14 protein-coding genes are annotated in these 14,405 nt (G+C 69.2%); 3 read left to right on the top strand and 11 right to left on the bottom strand.

Features of this window, described 5'->3' with window-relative positions:
* Nucleotides 1–31 precede the first annotated feature (31 nt).
* Nucleotides 32–868, bottom strand: a complete 837-nt coding sequence (locus tag FB475_RS14065; RefSeq protein ID WP_141856134.1) for a DUF4097 family beta strand repeat-containing protein — start codon at nt 866–868, stop codon at nt 32–34.
* A complete protein-coding gene (locus FB475_RS14070; protein ID WP_141856136.1) occupies nt 865–1,626 on the bottom strand; it encodes a hypothetical protein in 762 nt (253 codons plus the stop codon). Before FB475_RS14070 ends, FB475_RS14065 begins: the two co-directional genes overlap by 4 nt.
* Before the next feature lie 98 nt (nt 1,627–1,724).
* On the opposite strand from FB475_RS14070, the gene FB475_RS14075 reads away from it, so the two are divergent.
* Complete coding sequence (locus FB475_RS14075) at nt 1,725–2,519, top strand: SDR family NAD(P)-dependent oxidoreductase (protein WP_141856138.1); 795 nt, start codon at nt 1,725–1,727, stop codon at nt 2,517–2,519.
* Here the strand turns inward: FB475_RS14075 and FB475_RS14080 are convergent.
* Together FB475_RS14080 and FB475_RS14085 are read right to left on the bottom strand one after the other, a co-directional pair.
* Entirely contained in the window at nt 2,454–3,209 is a 756-nt protein-coding gene (locus FB475_RS14080; RefSeq protein WP_141856140.1) for a CPBP family intramembrane glutamic endopeptidase, read from the bottom strand. The two genes, FB475_RS14075 and FB475_RS14080, sit on opposite strands and share 66 nt — an antisense overlap.
* A gap of 2 nt (nt 3,210–3,211) precedes the next feature.
* The gene (locus FB475_RS14085) at nt 3,212–3,832 is read right to left on the bottom strand and encodes a TetR/AcrR family transcriptional regulator (RefSeq protein ID WP_141856142.1); all 621 of its coding nucleotides are present in this window, start codon (nt 3,830–3,832) and stop codon (nt 3,212–3,214) included.
* Between the two features lie 165 nt (nt 3,833–3,997).
* On the opposite strand from FB475_RS14085, the gene FB475_RS36755 reads away from it, so the two are divergent.
* Complete coding sequence (locus FB475_RS36755) at nt 3,998–6,283, top strand: DUF8094 domain-containing protein (RefSeq protein WP_185759244.1); 2,286 nt, start codon at nt 3,998–4,000, stop codon at nt 6,281–6,283.
* Here the strand turns inward: FB475_RS36755 and FB475_RS14100 are convergent.
* A complete protein-coding gene (locus FB475_RS14100) occupies nt 6,256–6,672 on the bottom strand; it encodes a hypothetical protein (protein WP_202878322.1) in 417 nt (138 codons plus the stop codon). The two genes, FB475_RS36755 and FB475_RS14100, sit on opposite strands and share 28 nt — an antisense overlap.
* Before the next feature lie 119 nt (nt 6,673–6,791).
* On the opposite strand from FB475_RS14100, the gene FB475_RS14105 reads away from it, so the two are divergent.
* The gene (locus tag FB475_RS14105) at nt 6,792–9,242 is read left to right on the top strand and encodes a polysaccharide lyase family 8 super-sandwich domain-containing protein (RefSeq protein ID WP_141856148.1); all 2,451 of its coding nucleotides are present in this window, start codon (nt 6,792–6,794) and stop codon (nt 9,240–9,242) included.
* Here the strand turns inward: FB475_RS14105 and FB475_RS14110 are convergent.
* The 6 genes from FB475_RS14110 to FB475_RS14135 form a co-directional block, all read right to left on the bottom strand.
* Complete coding sequence (locus FB475_RS14110) at nt 9,220–9,717, bottom strand: MarR family winged helix-turn-helix transcriptional regulator (protein WP_141856150.1); 498 nt, start codon at nt 9,715–9,717, stop codon at nt 9,220–9,222. The genes FB475_RS14105 and FB475_RS14110 overlap by 23 nt on opposite strands.
* Nucleotides 9,714–10,313 (bottom strand): DJ-1/PfpI family protein, encoded by a 600-nt coding sequence (locus tag FB475_RS14115; protein ID WP_202878323.1) that lies wholly within the window; start codon nt 10,311–10,313, stop codon nt 9,714–9,716. The genes FB475_RS14110 and FB475_RS14115 overlap by 4 nt, the downstream gene beginning before the upstream one ends.
* Nucleotides 10,314–10,352: 39 nt before the next feature.
* On the bottom strand, nt 10,353–11,552 hold the full coding sequence (locus FB475_RS14120; RefSeq protein ID WP_185759245.1) for an MFS transporter: 1,200 nt from the start codon (nt 11,550–11,552) through the stop codon (nt 10,353–10,355).
* Entirely contained in the window at nt 11,549–12,604 is a 1,056-nt protein-coding gene (locus FB475_RS14125) for a DNA polymerase III subunit beta family protein (protein ID WP_141856155.1), read from the bottom strand. The genes FB475_RS14120 and FB475_RS14125 overlap by 4 nt, the downstream gene beginning before the upstream one ends.
* A gap of 91 nt (nt 12,605–12,695) precedes the next feature.
* Nucleotides 12,696–13,214: an AAA family ATPase gene (locus FB475_RS14130; RefSeq protein ID WP_238332137.1), complete on the bottom strand. Its 519-nt coding sequence runs from the start codon at nt 13,212–13,214 to the stop codon at nt 12,696–12,698.
* A 15-nt stretch (nt 13,215–13,229) separates the two neighbouring features.
* Entirely contained in the window at nt 13,230–14,381 is a 1,152-nt protein-coding gene (locus tag FB475_RS14135) for an anhydro-N-acetylmuramic acid kinase (RefSeq protein WP_141856157.1), read from the bottom strand.
* Between the last annotated feature and the right edge of the window lie 24 nt (nt 14,382–14,405).

The following is a 14,405-nucleotide window of genomic DNA, read 5'->3' on the forward strand; positions in this document are numbered from 1 at the left end:
CGCCGCGGTCCGACAGGCGCCGGGCGCCCGATCAGACCTTGACGACGGTGATGTCGCCGGAGACCGTGCGGGCGCGCAGCATCAGGGCACGCTCGCCCTCGGCCGGCTTCTCGCCGGGCTGCAGGTCACACCGGATCCGTCCGGTGACGGTCTTCAGGTCCAGGTACGTCGGGAGTCCGTCCGGGACCCCGATCTGTACGTCGCCCCGGGCCGTCTCGGCCTGGACGCTCGGCCCGTCGGCGATCTCGACTTTGACGTCGCCGGACCCGGAGGTGGCGACCGAGTGGTCGCGGATCCGCTCGATGGTGATGTCACCCGAGCCGACCTTGACGGAGGTGGGACCGGCGGCGTCGCCGATCGTGACGTCGCCGGAGCCGGTGCTCAGCCCGAGCGCGTCCTCGGCCTCCTCGATGTCGATCGAACCCGAGCCGGTACTGGCCCGCACCGCACTCGCGGCGCTCTCGACCTTCACGTCGCCGCTGCCGGTGGTGATGCCGAGCTCGTTCTCGACCCGGCTCAGCCGGACGTCGCCGGAGCCGGTCGCGAGCCGCGCCGATCCGAGCGGTACCTCGGAGACGATGTCGCCGGACCCGGTCTTCACCCGGGCGTCGAGGACGCCGGCGGTGGCGATCCGGACCGTGATCTCCGGTCCACGCCGGAGGTTCTGCGGGCTCTCGATGATCAGCTCGCCGCCGTTGACCTCGAAGATCACGCCGTCGTCGTCACCGTCGACCTCCATCGACACGCTGGTGCCGTCGCCGTCCGGGTTGGGCCCGATCTCGACCAGGCCGGAGCCGATGTCGATCCGGATCCGGTCGATCCGCTCGTTCTCGTCGTCGATGAACTGGGTCGCGCTGTGGTCGCTCATTCCGCCCATCCCGTCACTCGCTGGCCCGGGCCGTGGCCACGACGCCGTTCCTTGTCGTCCCGCCGGCGGTCCTTGTCCTCGCGGCGGCGCTCCCGCTCGTCCCGGCGGCGGTCGCGGCCGCGGTCCGGGCCGAACAGGCCTTCCTCACCGAACGGTCCGTGCGGGCCGAACACGCCGTTCGGGCCGAAGACACCGTCGGGGCCGAGCGGTCCGTTCGGACCCAGCGGGCCGTCCGGGCCGAACACCGGACCACGCGGCGGACGCGGCGGACGCGGCGGGCGCGGACCACCGCGGCGACCGGCGCTGAGCTCGGTCATCACTGTCCGCATCAACCACGCGTTCGACGAGATGCCCTCGGCGTCGGCGGCTTCGTCCACCTTGTTCTTGATCGACATCGGCAGCCGCAGCGTGATCCGCGCGGTCGGCTCGTCGGCGTCCGGCACCAAGTGCTCCGTGTCGGCGTCCGCCTCGTCCTCGATGTCGTCTTCGATCTCGTCCGGTCCGGTCAGCTGGCTGGGCGCCGGCGTGACCACGAACTCCGGGCGGCCGCCGGCCATCCGGAGCTCGACCGAACCCGGGGACAGCTCGCGGCTGATCTCCCCGGCGGCGTCGGACAGGGCTGAGATGAGGGCCAGGCGGCCCGCGTCATCCAGCGTGGCCCCGAGGCGCTGTGCCACGGAGCGAGTTTGCTCGTCGGCCAGGGCGGTCGCGTTCTCGACGCTCCGCCGGACCGACTCGAGGTAGTGGTCAAGTTCCATGACGCAATCATGACGTCATCGTGACGTCACTGTCAACCCTCTCTGATGTCAATATGCCGCCAAGGGCAGAATGGCGTGCAGTCGACCAAGGAGGATCAGTGTCCAGAGGAGTGCTCATCACCGGCGCGTCCCGGGGTGTCGGGGCAGCCGCTGCGCAGGCGTTCGCACGAGCGGGCGACCGGGTCGTGCTGCACTGCCGCGGCGCCGTCGACCGGGCCGAGGACGTGCGGGCCGCGCTACCCGGCGACGGGCATGCGGTGATCGCCGCGGACCTCGGTGATCCGGCCGCAATCCCTGCCCTGGTTGAGGAATCGGCCGCCGCGCTCGGGCGGATCGACGTCCTGGTGAACAACGCCGCGATGTTCGTGGACGAGCCGGTCGCGGGCTCGCGGCGGGTCGGTCACCCGCTGGCCGAGACGGCGTACGACGAATGGGTCGCGACCTGGCGCCGTACGCTCGCGGTCAACCTGGAGGGGGCCGCACATGTGACCTGGTGCGTGGCCCGGCAGATGCTCGACAAGGACCCCGCGGACGGCGTACGGCGGGGCGCGATCGTCAACGTCGGGTCCCGCGGCGCGTACCGCGGGGAGCCCGACGTACCGGCGTACGGCGCCTCTAAGGCCGGGCTGCACGCCCTCGGCCAGTCGCTCGCGGCCTCGTTGGCACCACATGACATCACGGTGACGTCAATCGCGCCCGGATTCATCGCCACCGACATGACCGAGTCGTTCCTGGCCGGCCCCGGCGGCGACGCGATCCGGGCACAGAGCCCGTTCAACCGGGTCGCCACCGCCGAAGAGGTCGGGAACGCGATCTACTGGCTCGCCTCAGCCGACGCAAACTGGGCCAGCGGCGCGGTCCTCGACTTCAACGGTGCGTCGTACCTGCGTTAGGACCACCGCCGCGACCGTCCAGACCGCGGCGAGCACCGCCATCGCGAACACGTCGCCGTTCTCCTCGTCGAAGAGCAGGATCAGCGCGAGGTTGACGGCGGCGTGTGCCGCGGTCGCGACGACGAGGTTGGTACGGCGTGCGCCCTGGAGCACCGCGCCCATCACCACGGACAACGCGATCGCCATCACCACGAACAGGCCCATGTAGACGAGACCGTTGGCGAATCCACCGATGTGCCAGAAGCCCCACAGCACGCCGACGATCAGCGAGGAACGCAGTACCGAGAAGCGCGTCTGTAGATACGGTTGCAGGTACGCGCGCCAGCCGAGTTCCTCGCCCGCCGCGCCGACGATCATGGTGATCACCAACGTCCAGAACGGGAACGGCAGATGGTCCGTCCGCCACGACCGTCCTGCGACCACGTGGACGAGCACCGACACCAGGATGACCGCGACCACGATGCCGATGACCAACACGCTCCGCCCGGCGGCGAGCCGCACCGGAGTGAACCGCGCGTCGACGCGCGTCGTACGGCGGAACAGCAGGAACATCACGCCCACGCCGAGCGCCGGCGCGAACTGGACCAGCTGGATCAGGTCCGGACTCGGACCGGTCGCCGCCTGCAGCGCGTTCAGGATCCCACTGAAGATCATCGTGGCCAGGTAGAAGACCGCCACCCGCAAGAACACTGCTACTCCTGGATGAGATAGGGCGCGATCATCAGGTCGAGCTGCTCGGTGAGGAACTCGGTCAGCGAGCCCCAGCCGTTCACCGCCCAGACCTGGAGCGCGCCGTTGAAACAGACAAGGGTGTGCCGCGCCAGCGCCGGCACGTCGGTGTCCGCGCGCAGCTCGCCCGCCGCCACCGCCGCCCGGTAGAACCGGTCACAGCTGTCGACGATCGCGGCGGAGTGCGCCAGCGCGTGCTGCCGGAACTCCGGATCCGCGACGTCGAGCTGGACGAAACCGAGACCGTTGCCGAGCTGCTCGCGGTTGTCTATGTGCGCGACCGCGGTCAGCGCGAAGTCCCGCAGCGTGGCCAGCGGTGAGGTGTTGCGGCCGGCAACCAGCTCGGCCAGCCGCTGGACCATGACCGGCGAGCGGGCGGCGGACGCGAGCAGCAGACCGCGCTTCGAACCGAACCGCTGCATCAGGGTCGGTGGCGCCAGACCGACGCGGGCCCCGACCGCCGCGAGGGTCAGTTTCACCGGGCCGAGCTCGGCCAGCACCTCGCGGGTCGCGTCGAGGATCACGTCGTCGCTGACCAGCCGTGGCCGGGCCATCCGGTCGCCTCCGAGTTTGTGAATCGCCATTCGTTAATACACGAAATCGTAACAGATCCTTGTTGGATCAGTTAGTCAGTGACAACGGGTAAGCGTTCGGACACCGTGTCAGTCGTGGAGAGGGGTCCGAGGCGTGTGCCCGCCGTCCGGTGCACCCGTCCGTCGCCGGGCACGTCGTACTACGGGAGCCTCTTCATGCGTTTCGCCCGCATCACCCTGGGTCTGTTGCTGACGCTGTCAGGCCTGGCGGCCACTGTCGCCGGAGCGGTCGCAGCCTTCTGGCTGGTCGGCCCGGACAACACGATCACCACCCCCAGCCGACAGCTCGCCAGTACGGGCCTCGCGGTCGTCAGCGCACCGTCGCTGCTGGACCGGCACGGCCCGACGCTGCACGTCAGCGCGACCGGCGACAAGCCGCTGTTCATCGGCGTCGGTCAGGACCTGGATGTTCGCGACTACCTCTCCGGGGTTGCGCACACGCAACTGGTTCGGTTCGACCTGCCGGCCACGTTCGGCACGCAGGAGATGCGTGGTCGCACCAACAAGTTGACGCCGCCCGGTGAGCTGGACTGGTGGGTCGCGCAGTCCGCCACCGGTGCACAGTCGCTCAGCTGGCCGGTCCAGGACGGGCGGTACGACGTCGTCGTGATGAACGCGGACGGCTCACCCGCGGTCGGCGCCCACGTCACCTTCGGCATCCAACTCCACCGCCTCTTCGGCATCTGCCTACTCATCCTCGGCGCCGGCATCCTGGTCCTCGCGTTCGGCCTATGGCTCCTCGGCCACCGCCGCCCCGCCTCTGAGACCGCCGCGGTCCGCGAGGTCGCCGCGGTCGCTGCGGTCGGCGGAGTCGCTGGGGTCGCTGCGGTCGGCGGAGTCGCGGGGGTCGCCGGGGTCGCCGACACCACCGAGCTCCCGACCGCCAAGAACACCCGCATCCCGGTCCTGGTCTCAGCTCCCGCACAACCCGCGGACAACACCCCCGCCTACCACGTCTCCCCCTTCCACCCCCACCGAGTAAGCCCCTTCGCCCCGGTCGAGGAGGAAGCGGAAGAGGACGCGACGCCAGCTGCATCCGTGGAAGAAACCACCGAGCCGGCTCCGGCGGCGGTCCCAGCCGCTTCACCACACCCGGTGGAGGAGCCCGCTCCGTTGGCGGCGTCGGTTGCGGAGACTCCGACGTCGGTTGCGGACCTGGTTGCTCCGGAAGTGCCGGAGCATCCCGCGCTGGTACGGACGGCCGTGGCGCGGACTGCGCCGGTTGCTGTTCCGGCGGCGCCGATGTTCATGTCGGCGGCTGCGGTCGCGCGGGCGAAGGCCCCCGTACTGATCGGCGTCGGTGCGGCGCAGCGGTACGACCAGCACCAGCAGCCGCAGTACGAAGAACCGGCAGCCAGCGAACCGACGTACGACGAAACAGCTGCCGTCGAGGCGAAGGACGTCGACATCGTGCCGTTGGAGGAGTCGCCGGAGTTTGTTCGGAGTGATGAGGCGGTGCGGCGGACGGCGGCGTTGTTGGCTTCGGGGGCTATGTTGCTGACGGCGACTAGTTGTGGGTTGATGCCGGCGAAGAACAGTCTGACGGTGCCGGACAGCCGGCCCGCGGTGACGCTGGCGGATGCGCAGGCGGTGGTCCAGCGGTACAACCAGCTCAACAACCAGGCGAACCGCACCCGCGACGGCAAGCTGTCCGCGACCATCGAGGGCAACCCGACGCTCGCGCAGACGCTGGCCGGCTTCGAGATCGGGCGGAAGCTCGACGCGGCCGGCAAGGAGGTGTCGAAACCGTTCAGCTACACCGACCCGGAGATCGGCGCCCCGCAGTTCTCGTCGTACCCGATGCGCTTCGTGGTCAGCTCCGGCGTCTCGAACGCGCCGGGCAGCCGGCAACTCGGCGTCTGGCAGCGGGAGAACGCCGGCAGCCCATGGCTGCTCACCCACTCGGTCTACCCCGCGAAGTCAGCCGGCGTACCGTCCCTCGACGGCCTCCGCACCCCCGACGCGGCCGACCTGAACAACCTCCGCTCCCAGCCGGCCGCCGTCGCCCGGGACCTCGCGGCGTACCTGACCGGTGGGCCGAAGGCTCCGCAGGCGAGCAGTTTCGCCAAGTCGGCGAGCCTCACCAACCTGCTCGAGCTGCGCACGAAGGCGAAGACCGCCGACACGGCCGAGCCGTACATCGCGAGCGTCACCGACGCGTTCCTCCCGTCCGGCGAACCGCTCGCGTTCATCACCTCGAACGGCGACGCGCTGGTGTTCCTGGCGCTCACCGAGCAGTACCTGCAGCGCGTCGAGCCGGGCTCGAACGCGTACTGGACGAGCGGCGAGGCGACCGCGTTCAGCAGCATGGTGAAGTACACGCAGAGCCTGCACCAGGACTACCTGCACCAGGTCGCGCTGGTGATCCCGTCAAAGGCGTCCGGCAAGGCCGTCCAGGTCCTGTCGATCGATCCTCAACTGGTCGGCGCAGGCGGCGTCTGACGACCGCGGCCGAGCAGCCACCGCCAGCGTGGCTGCTCGGTCACGACACAAGCGACCGCAAGGACGCTGACGACCACGGTGACAGCCGCCGGCCAGGCATACCAGGCGGCCACCACGGCGGCGACCAACTGCAGCAGGACCATCACGACGGTGACGATCCCAGGCACCGGAACGACGACGCGCGGCTTGTCGCCTGGTGTCTGGAAGACCGTCGGCAGCCCGATCAGCACGACCACCGAGCCGATGGCGAGCCACGGGCTGTGCGACCAGAGCGCCCAGGGCGCACCGATCCAGGCGACCAGTTCGGTGGTGAACCGCAGCGCCGCGGCGAGACGGCTGTCCGGCGCGGACGCGGACGTCGGGTCGGACGGCGGAGAGTGCATCGTCACGGCGCCAACAATGACACCTCGAGCGGTTTGTTGAGAAGTCAGCGGTAAGCGGTTGCCGAAAGATAGTTTCTACTGATTGACTCCCGGGGTCAGGTTTTCCCATCCGCCCGGGAGTACCAGTGGATCTCACCCGTCGCCGCCTGCTGTCCTTCGTTCCCGCCACCGCTCTGCTGACCGCCGTACGACCGGCCTCGGCCGCGCGCGCCGCCGCGACCGCCGCCGACCCCGGCGCACTGCTGGCGAACGCGATCGCGATCTACGCCGGTACGGCGGAATCCAACGCACGTCCCGAGGTCGCCGCGAAGATCGCCGCGATCGACAGCACCGCCCGTACCTGGCTGTCCGCCCTCGACCGGGCCGGCACCGGCCAGCTGTTCGCGGGCCTCCCGCTCGGTACGAGCGATCCGAACCTGAGCTCGTCGTACCAGCACCTGTACGAGATCGCGCTCGCGTACCGCCGTCCCGGACCGGCCTCCACCCTGCAGACCTCGGCTGTCCGCGACCGAATCGTGAACGGCCTGATCTGGCTGCACGACAACTACTACGGCGACCAGTCGAAGGGGTACTACGGCAACTGGTTCACCTGGGAGATCGGCATCTCCACGTTCGTCTCGAAGACGCTCGCGCTGATCGACGCACCGGCCGACCTGATCACGACGTACGTCGCCTCGATGGACGCGTACCTGCGGAACGGGAAGAACGGCGACGTCGACCTCGACTCGCGGTTCCACACCGGCGCGAACCTTGTGGACATCACCGCGAACCGCGTACTGCAGGGCGCGCTGCTGAAGGACGACGCCCGGATCCGGAAGGCGCTGCAGGACCAGTTCACCGTGTTCGCGACGGTCGACCCGTACAACCTGCAGCACGGCGTCACCGACGGGTACTACGCGGACGGTTCGTTCATCCAGCACGCGTCGGTCGCGTACACGGGCTCGTACGGCAAGGGCCTGCTGAGCCGCGTCGTCCAGACGATCAAGGTGCTCGCCGGGACGGAGTACGCGCAGGGAGACGACCTGGTCGGCGTGGTGCAGGGCTGGGTCGAGCACGGGTTCGCGCCGTTGATCTTCGAGGGCTGGATGATGGAGATCGTCAAGGGCCGCGCGGTCTCGCGGACCGGTACCGGGTACGACGACGTGGCGGTGATCGTCGAGGCGATCGTGGACCTCGCGGACTATGCGGCCGGGGCGGATGCGCAGCGGCTGAAGGCGTTCGCGAAGTTCACGGCGCGACCGACGATCAACGTGAACAGCTTCGTGTCCCCGGTCAGCATCGGGCGGTTCGCCGACCTCACGGCGGATCCGTCGATCGTGCCGGCCGATCTGAATCCGCCGGCGCTCAGTACGGCGTTCAACGCGATGGACCGTACGGTGCACCGGCGGCCGGGGTACGCGTTCGCGTTGGCGCGGAACTCGACGCGGATCAGCAAGTACGAGTACATGAGCGGGGAGAACCTGCTGCCGTGGTTCCAGGGCGACGGCGCGCACTACCTGTACCTGTCCGGGCAGGACCAGACGCAGGCGTACGGCATCGACTACTTCACGACGGTGTCGCCGTACGCCCTGGCCGGGGTGACCGCGCCGGTCGAAACGCGGAAGTCGGTACCGGAGCTGTACGGAACGGCGTACTACGACAACGCCGCACTCGGCTTCACCGCGTCGTCGGAGTCGCAGAACACGTACGTCTACTTCCCGGTCGGCATGAATACGTATTCAGGCGGCGCGACCCTGGACGCGTACAGCGCCGTCGGGTGGATTCAGTCCGACGACTACGCGTACGCCTCCCGCGCCGAACTCCCGCCCGACTTCGTCACCTACAAGAACGCCGGCGCCACGAAGTCCTGGTTCCTGCTGGACAACGAGATCGTCGTACTGGCCGCAAATGTCGGCGACGACACCCGCGAGGTAACCACCACCCTCGACACCAGAATCGCCGCACCGGGCGCTCCGGTTCAAGTGATCGACGACGACCCACGATGGCTGCACTACTCCGACGGCACAGTTGCCATGGGCTACTACTTCCTGCAACCGGCCGCTGTCTCGGCAGCCGTCCAGGTTGTCACGCGGAGCCGCCGGGTAGTACGGACGTCCAACCCGGATACCCCTGTCACCAAACAGGTCTTCGCAATCACCCACACCCAACCACCGGGCAAGAAGCACACCCTGGCGTACGCATTGGTGCCGAACGCAACGGAATCGGCACTGCGCGGATACCAGCACAATCAGCTCGCCTTACTCTCGAACACCTTCAAAATGCAGGCGATCCAACATCTCGGCCTTCGCCTGACCGCCGCGAACACGTTCACTCCGGGCCAACACCACCTCGCCGGACTCACGATCGACGGCCCGGCCTCAGTGCTCATCCGCCGTCAAGCATCGACGACCGAGATCGCCGTCTCCGACCCGACAACCCAACGCGACACTGTCACCGTCAACCTGAAAGCGCAGTACCTGAAGGGCGCGGCCCCTGGCGTGCAGGTGCAACGCACGACAACCGGCACCCGCGTAACCTTCGACACCCGTCAGACCTACGGAAGCAGCCGGGTGATCAAGCTTCTTCCAGCTTGGTGATCAGCGCCTGCATCGTCCGCAGCGTCGTGCGGAGATCGTCGATGTCGACGGTCTCCGCCAGCTGCGACGTCCACGGATGCTGCGCGACCGCGATCTGCCGAATCGCGTAGTACCCGGCCTCTGTGCACGCGAGCAACTTGGCCCGCCGATGCGCCGGATTGGGACGGTACTCCGCCAGCCCACGCTCGACGAGCAGATCCGCGATCCGCTGCACCCCCTGCCGGCTCACTCCCATGATCCGACCGACGTCGGCAACCGAGTGCGGCTCCCGCAGTACCCCACCGAGCACCTGCCACCACGCCGCGGTCAGACCGCCGTTGGCGGCCAGCCCTTGCGCGGCCTCCATCAGCCGCGCGTTCAGCCGGAAGGTGGCGAGTACGACATCGGTCAACGCCGCACCACCTTCCGACTGCGGCCCAGGCTCCGGCCATTCCTCCCGCGGCGGAACCGCCGCGATCTCGTCGTTGCGCGTCATCCCACCAGCGTCGCGTAGGCAGCCGGCTCGGCGCGGTGGAACACGCCTTCGTACGCGTCCAGCTTCGGCTCGTCCGCGAGCTCGAGCCGCTCGAGCACCGCCCGCGCGAACTGCACCGGGGAATCCGGTCCCGCCGTGACCAGATCCCCGTCGATCACCGCACGCGCGTCGACGTACCGATCCGCACCCTGGTACCCCGTTGCCTGCAGGTATTCCTTGGCCGCGCTCGTGTGCGCCCGCTCGTCCAGCAGTCCGGCCCGCGCCAGCCCGGCGGTCGCTCCACAGATCGCCGCTACCGGTACGCCGTCCTCCAGGAACCGCGCCGCCAACTTCGCGAACTCCTCTCCGCCGCCGGCATCCCACTGCCCCGACCCCGCCAGCACCAACAGGTCCCCGCCATCCGGCTGCACATCGCCGATCACCACATCCGGCACGATCCGCATCCCACCCATGGTCACGACCGGCTCAGCCGACTCCCCCACCGTCGCCACAGTCCACGGCACCCCGGTGAACCGCCCGGTCCGCAACTCCACCAGAAGATGCCCGATCTCCCAGTCCGCAAAGGTCTCGTACACCGCCACATAAGCTGTCCTCATAGACAACATACTGTCATCACGACAGCATGTTGTCAATACTCACACCGGTGCATCCACCGGCAGACCGGCAGGCGGAGTTTCAGAGGGTTGAGGTCGGGTTTTCAGCAGGGTGGTGCCGGCCAGGGCGGTCGCGCCGGCGGCGAGGAGCAGGGCGTGGTGTACGTCGAGGGTGGCGAGGAGGTTCGTCGAGGCGATCAGGGGGACGGTCTGGACGAGGGACAGCAGGGACTGCAGCCGGGTCAGGTGGGACTTCGGCGTACTGCGGACGAACACCGGTGCCAAGTGCGACGTGAAGAGGCCGATGCCGAAGCCTTGGGTGAAGGTTGCGCCGACGGCGAACGGGATGGACGGCGCGACGGCGAGCGCCGCGATTCCGGCTGCGGCCAGCAGGCAGCCTGTTCCGCCTGCCAGGCCGGCGCGGTCGAAGCTCCCGAAGCGCGCGACCAACACGGTCACCAGCAATCCGCCGCATACGTTGCCTGCGACAACTACACCGGCCTGACCGGCGGACCAGCCGTGCGAGCGGGCGAGCAGCGGTACGCATAACGACGTGACGGGCAGGACGAAGGCCGCGACCAGGGCGACCACGCTCAGGATCATTCGCAGTACCGGATCCGCGATCGCTACCCGCAGACCGTCCGCCGCGGCGCGTACGACGGACGGGCGGTCGGCCGGAGGCGGTACGTCGTACGGCGGTCTGAGCATCAGCAGCACCAGGAACTGTACGGCGAACGTGAGGCCGTCGAGCATGAGCGCCCCGACGAGCCCGACCGAGGCGACGAGGAGGCCGCTGAGTGGTCCGCCGGCGAGCGTGATCACCTGGGTAGCGGACGTCCGCAAAGCCATTGCCCTAGGCAACTGATCGTCCGAGACGAAGAGCCGGGGCAGGACCCCGGCCGCAGGCAACCCGAACGCGTCCACGGTGCCAACCGTGATAGACGTGGCCAGCAGCACGCCGGCCGATACGCCGCGGACGCCGACGACCAACGCCAGCAGGAAGCAGCACGTGCCGACGATCGCGGTACAGGTGAGCAGCAGGCGTCGCGGGCCGAGACGGTCGCCGAGTACGCCACCGAGCAGGAGGAGTACGGCGCGGGGCAGGGTGAACCCGGTCAGTACGAGCGCGGCGACCCGCGGGCCGATGCCCGTCGCGGCCCATCCGAGCGCGAAGAACAGCGCGGTGTCGCCGAGTACCGAGAGGGTAGAACCTGCCAGCCAGCCGTAGTACGCCCGGTTCACCCGTCCAGCCGGACGGGCATCACCAGCGTGGTGAACGTCCCCTGATCGGCCGACCGTACGACGACCGGCCGGGACGGCTCGCAGATCTCCAGCAGGACGTCGGGCCCGACACTTGCCGCCAGCGCCGCCGCCAGCAGACTCGCGGTGAACCCGATCCGGGTGGAACCGGTACCGATGACGTCGAGCGTCACTTCATCGCCGATCCGCAGTACTTCCGGATCGATGTCAAAGACAACAACCTCGCGGCCTTCCAGCGCGTTCAACAGCTGAAGGCGATCCACCACTACCCGGCAGACCGGCGGCGCCAACCCGTCGAGGATCTGCTGGTACGCCGGATACTCCGCATCCACTGCCGTCAGCTCCCACGCCTCGTCCCCTCGCACGAGCCGCAGCCCGCCATCCACCTCCACCCGGACTCCGTCCCCCGCCGCAACCCACCGCCCGACCGCGGCCAACTCCGCGGCCGGCACCAACACCCGCGTGCTGGCTCCGCCGAACTCCACCGGCCGCACGCTCCGCACCGCCAACCGGTACCGATCGGTCGCCACAAACACAACTTCCTCGGGAGAGAGCTCAACCAACACACAACGCAAGACAACGTCCAGCTCCCCGGCGGCGGCCGTTGCGGAGGAGACCGGCGCCCCCGACACTTCAGCAGCTGGCGCGGCGGCTGGGGTTACCTGCCGGATGGCGCTCGCGAACTCGGGGCCGCCTAGTACTGCTGTGGTTTGCTCGGAAAGGAGTTGGGTGAGCAGGCGGGTGGCGGCTTCTCGGGTGGCGGTGGATTTGGCTTCCAGAGTGCGGAGGTGGGCCCGGATGAGGTCGACGACCTCGGAGGGCGGAGCGTCGAGCGCCCGGCGGACGTCCGGGAGGGGCAGGTCCAGCTCGCGCAGGTCGCGGAGCAGTCGGGCACGGTCGGCTTGGGACGGGTCGTAGTAGCGGTAGCCGTTGGTGGTGTCGACGTCGGCGGGTGGGAGCAGGCCGCAGTCGTCGTAGAACCGCAAAGCGCTCGGCGCCAACCCCACCAGTCGCGCGAACTCACTGATCGTCATGCGCCCGACCCTCATCCCTGCACCAACTCGAAGGTCAATCCGGTTGTCCGGAAACAATCCGGCGCCAGGTGCAGGAAATGTTCCGCAGATCTCAACTCCGGAGCCGGCCCCACAGGCTGAGGGTCTTGCCGAAACGTTCGCCGCGGATCCAGTCCAGGATGCCCTTCGCGCAGCTCTCCGGGTTCACGTCCGACCGCACCGACCGCGGCACGTACTTGCGCAGTTCGGCCGCGTCCGCCACCGCCTCCTCGATCTGCACCGACGGCCAGCCCCGCGCCGCCAGCCGCTTGCGGCGGATCGCGTCCGGGCAGTCCAGGTGCAGCCACCGCCCCTCGGGCAGCTCGGTCGGCAGCGCGGGCGTGAGCAGCAGTACGGGGATCCCGGACCGCCGGATCAGCTCGGTGATCCGCAACCACAGCGCGTTGTACGCCGGCCAGATCGGCGCCGCCGTCGGACTCGCGATGGAGATCCCGAGCAGCCGCCCGTCGTCGTCCAGCAGCTCGTCCATGTCCATCACAACCAGATTGCCCGGGCTGAGCCGGACCAGCTCCGGCACAACCGTCGACTTCCCCGAACCGGGCGCACCGGTCACCACGAACAACCTAGTCACGGTCCTAGTGTGCGGTCACAAGACTGAGAGAGCTCTGGGAGGTCGTGCCTCTCCGGAAATCGTCGGCAATCCACTCGGTCCCGGCGTCACCGAACCGAGGACGCTCGAATGCCCCGCGCCGGTGCAGCTCGGTACGGTCCCGCCCAGACCGTGCACGGTGAGGAATCCGAGTACGGCGAACGCGTACGCCTCCTTCGCCGGCGACGGGATGCCCAGCTCGTCGGTGGTCCGGACCGGTATCTCCAGCTCGTCCGCGAGCAGGTGCATCAGCGCGGGGTTCCGGATCCCGCCGCCCGAGGCGATCACCTCGGTCCCGCCGTACCGCCGTACCGCGTCGGCCACGGTCCGCGCCGTCAGCGTGGTGACGGTCGCGACGAGGTCCTCGGCCGGAATCACCGGCAGCCCTTCGAGGGCGCGGGCGACGTAGGCGAGGTTGAAGAGCTCCTTGCCGGTCGACTTCGGCGCCGGGCGCGCGTAGTACGGCTCGGCGAGCAACCGGTCGAGCAGTTCGAGCTGCACCTGACCGCGCGCCGCCAGCACCCCGTCCGCGTCGAACGGCTGCCCGGTCAGCTCCTGCACCACCGCGTCGATCAGCGCGTTCGCCGGCCCGGTGTCGAACGCGACCGGATCCCCGTGCACGACGGTGATGTTGGCGATCCCGCCGAGGTTGAGCGCAACCGGTACGCCAGGACGCCCGCGCAGCCACAGTACGTCGATGATGCTGACCAGCGGTGCCCCTTGACCGCCTGCCGCGACGTCGCGTGCACGGAGGTCCGACACCACCGGTACGCCGGTCGCCTCCGCGATCCAGGCGGGCTGACCGAGCTGCAACGTCCCGCGGACCGCCGCACCGTCGACCCAATGGAACATCGTCTGCCCGTGCGAAACGATCAGCTCGGCGTAGCCGCCGCAGAGCTGCTCCACCGCCTGCCGGGCGACCGCAGCGAACGCCTGCCCGATCCCGGTGTCGAGCCGGCACACCTGCTCCATCGTGGTCGGTGCCGGCGGCAAGGCGGCCGCGATCGCGGCTCGGAGCTCGTCCGGGTACGGCTGGCTGAGCATCCCGAGCGGCGTCAGTACCAGCTGGTCCCCCTCCAGCCGCAGGTCCGCGGCGGCGGCGTCGATCGCGTCGTACGACGTCCCGGACATCAGCCCGATCACTCGCATGTCACTCCCGTCGGTGGCCGGTCG

It is taken from the genome of Kribbella jejuensis (genome assembly GCF_006715085.1).
GTDB classification, from domain to species: domain Bacteria; phylum Actinomycetota; class Actinomycetes; order Propionibacteriales; family Kribbellaceae; genus Kribbella; species Kribbella jejuensis.